At 48.6% G+C, this 3,751-nt stretch carries 2 protein-coding genes; both read right to left on the reverse strand.

The window, feature by feature from the left end; translation table 11 throughout:
* Positions 1-753: 753 nt before the first annotated feature.
* Positions 754-1,953, reverse strand: coding sequence for an alpha/beta hydrolase (locus tag PsAD46_RS21505; RefSeq protein ID WP_063290896.1), 1,200 nt, complete (start codon positions 1,951-1,953; stop codon positions 754-756).
* A gap of 278 nt (positions 1,954-2,231) precedes the next feature.
* Positions 2,232-3,392 (reverse strand): IS30 family transposase, encoded by a 1,161-nt coding sequence (locus tag PsAD46_RS21510; protein ID WP_063290897.1) that lies wholly within the window; start codon positions 3,390-3,392, stop codon positions 2,232-2,234.
* Between the last annotated feature and the right edge of the window lie 359 nt (positions 3,393-3,751).

Raw genomic sequence — 3,751 nt, forward strand, 5'->3', positions numbered from 1 at the left:
GGGTTCGCACCGCGCTTCCTGCTGTTTGCACTTTTACGGCATCCCGATTGTCCCAATTCAACCGATCGGTAAGGTGCAGCTACTCACGAGGCGATTAAGGCGTTGACTGTAAGCTTTTCTCTGAGTGCTTCGTAAGCGGCCGGTGAAGGTTGTAAAATCGCTCCCACTGGTTGAGTTTTGCCTCCAGATCGACGTCCCCCTTGTAGCTGAGACGTTTGCCGAATGTGTTGCAGCGATTAGTTGAGCCCACCGCCAACTGCGGACATTCATTCGGCTCTATCAGGGGCTGAGACTGTTTGCTTGAAGGGTTTTGACCGTCTCCTTCAAACTGACTCGTCACTATTTCCAAAACCATAGGATTTTGTTGGCAGAAGCCTAAATCGTACGGCACTGTTATGAAATCAGTCGTTGACTTTGAGTGATGATAACTGCCAGCATCACCGCAAAGTTATAATTTACATGTCTCACTGCGTAGGGCGGCATTACGATCCATTTGAGACCCAGTTCTTGGAAGGTGGTTAAATGCTCGAACGCTCAAAACCTCATGTCAAAGCTATCTGGAAGTAAGCGCTCGGTGAAGCCGACCTAACGATGATGGCTTTGGCAAACTTATGTTAGCGATCAGCATTGGCTTTAAACAGCATGGCGTGCACCTTCACTGAAAGAAAGAACAGCTAGAATATACGCCTGAAGCGAATTTACGCAACAGCGTCGGGGTCATCCTCCTCAAGCGCGCGCCACACCATCACGCTCCTATAGTATCGAGAGTACGTGGTTGAATATGGGGCCTCCGTGCGTATAGAACTCATTGATTACCGAGAAGTGATCACCCTGTTCGATAATCCGCAAATCTGCCTCAACACGATTATGGACCAAGTGATCGTAGAAGTCTTTGGTTTGTGCTTGATATTCGGCGCTTTCCTTAGAGCCAGCATAAAGAGTGAATTTCGCTCCGCGATGGCATGGCAAATGTAAAGGACTCATGAAAGGCAGATCTTCCGGTGAAATCCCCATCTGGTAGTTTTGAGCGTCGTGCATGTAAGGTTCCATATTGTAACCACCAGAAAAAGCAACTACGTTCTTGAATATAGATCCCGGTAGATCTGGATCTAATTGTGACCAATTGAAGACACCCATGCAAGCAGTCAGATGTGCACCTGAAGAGTGCCCCGCAACTGATATTCTGTCTCGATCTATGCCCCATTTTTCTGCGTTGACATAAAGATAGCGGATCGATTTCTTAACGACTTCGATCATTTCTTGAATAGAGACATCTGGCACTTGCGGGTAGTTGAGATTTGCAACCAGGACATCTTCTTGAGTGAATGAGTTTGCAATCTGGTAGTAGATGTCCTTTTGTGTGTACTGCCAATAACCACCATGAATATGGATCAGTAGTGGGCGCAGTGCTTTTTGATCTTTTGGCACAAAGAGATCCAAGTTACTGCGATAGAATGGTTGACCTCCGGTAGTAATTTCATGTTTCTCACAGTGGCTTGAAAGCTTCGTTTCGATCCACTGCTTTGCGAGTTCCCCAGCATCCGGGGACGTGAAAAACGTATGGAATTGGTCGAACAACTCCTTGGAAGTGTAGCCATCGAATATAACATCATTGCCTTCAGGGAGCTGAACAATATTAGCTTCAAAGGTGAACTTGTCGTCTTCGACCAGCGCAACATCTCCGAAGCGCCCCCCCCCCATTGTCCTTCGGTAAATGTCATCGACTTTTGGTAATTTTTCCATTACATCGTCGATATCGGGCGCACCAATCGTCAAGTCATGCACATAACAACGTTCCATTCCCAATTCGTCGTATTTTTGACGAAGGCTGTTCGAATTTTCCTCAACGGCCTCGAGAATATTGTTTTTTTTGCTGGAAACCTTAACATTCACTATGCGGCCATCATTGGTTTTGAAGCGCGGCGGGTATTGGTTCACGTAAGAAATCTTCATGGTGATCCCTCTTTTCTGAAATCAAAACTGAAGATACACATGGGATGTAAAAATCCTTAGAATTAATCAGCTTAAAATGGCCGCTTAGCGAATATAATGAAATTTTCCGGGATCAGGAACGAACTCCAGAGCGGACGCATACAAGGGAATCTGGAGAGAGCTTGAATGTTCAGTATGGTCGCTCAACAACAAGCTGACCGAAATCAACCTTTGATTGAAGTGACATGCTAACTGGACCTTCCTAGAATTAGGCCGAATGTCCGCAAATGGTGGTGGATTCAGCTGGTCGCGGCAACACACTGTGAGAACTTCTCAGCTGGGGTTTGATATTGCAAGGTCTTGCGGGGTCGTTGGTTGAGTTGCCTTGCGATTGCATCAAGTTCAGGCTGCGTGTGTACAGATAAGTCAGTGCCACGGGGCAAATACTGCCGCAGCAAGCGGTTCGTGTTTTCGTTTGATCCGCGTTGCCACGGTGAATGTGGGTCGCAGAAGTATACAGCAACATCCGTTACTAATGTCAGGCTTAGATGATCTGCCATCTCCTTGCCTCGATCCCAAGTCAAAGATTTGTAAAGCTCTTTTGGTAATTTGTGGGTGTGTTTGATCAACCCGGAGATAACACTGCTCGTGTCTTTGTTGGCAACCTTGATCAACATGACATAGCGTGTTTGCCGCTCAACAAGAGTGGCGATATAGCTATTCTTGGATCCTCCGATCAGATCACCTTCCCAATGCCCTGGTATTGCGCGGTCTTCGATGCAAGCGGGCCTTTTGCTGATCGAAACGGCATCCTTAATTTGGCCTAGACTATTTCGTTTGAGGCTTGCGTGTCTGGACCGGCGTATCGTGCGTTTGGCACGCAGATGGTCCAGCAGTTCTTTCTTCAATACGCCACGAGCCTGTATGTAAAGGCTTCGATATATCGTCTCGTGGGACACCTGCTTGTTTACGTCTCCTGGAAAGCTACGTTTGAGCCAGCCGGCAATCTGTTCTGGAGACCACTTGCTGCGCAGCTTCTCCGATACTGCGTGGCGCAATGAAGGATGACAAGCGAGTTTGCATGTCTTGGGCCGTAGAGCGCGGTCCCAGGCAGCCTGATCAGCCGCTGCTGCGCGATAAGTAACCCGACCTCCGTTGCGCTGTACCTCGCGACTGATCGTAGACGGAGTGCGGCTCAACTGGCGGGCTATAGATCGTAAAGAGGCGTTGATGCTGAGACCACGCGATATCTCTTCACGCTCTTTCAAACTCAGCGCCAGCTTACCACGATGCCGGTCAGAGGGGCGGATGCCTCCGGTCGGAGAAATGACAGAAAACACCGAGGAGGACTGCCGGTCAAACACACGACCAATCGAACTCATCGACTCTCCCCGCTGCCATCGATCCCAAATCTCGGCTCGCTGTGCGGCAGAATAGTAAATACGGCGGCGATACGTCATGTCGAACACTCCATCTCTACTCAAAGATTAAAGTGTTGCATCCACCAGTTGAAACCACCGTCAAAAGTGCAACATGCGGTGTTCACGAACGGCCACAAACTCAAATGCATTAGCTATGAAACTCTTACTCCCTTCCCTTCAACCCCGCCTCAATCCTCTCCCCGACCGTTTCTGAGAGCACCCGTATCGGATGAGCATCATGGTTCACATAGCGTTGTTCCCCATCGAAGCCTTATGGACAGATCGGTTAATTTGAATAAGGGAGTGTTTTGGCTCATGATCATGAGATTAGGAGTGAACAATGGGGCACAACACACGGACCGCCAGCGCTGCAGCTGAGAAGGCGGTTAAAGATATCC

The sequence above is a fragment of the Pseudovibrio sp. Ad46 genome (assembly GCF_001623065.1).
GTDB lineage: Bacteria > Pseudomonadota > Alphaproteobacteria > Rhizobiales > Stappiaceae > Pseudovibrio.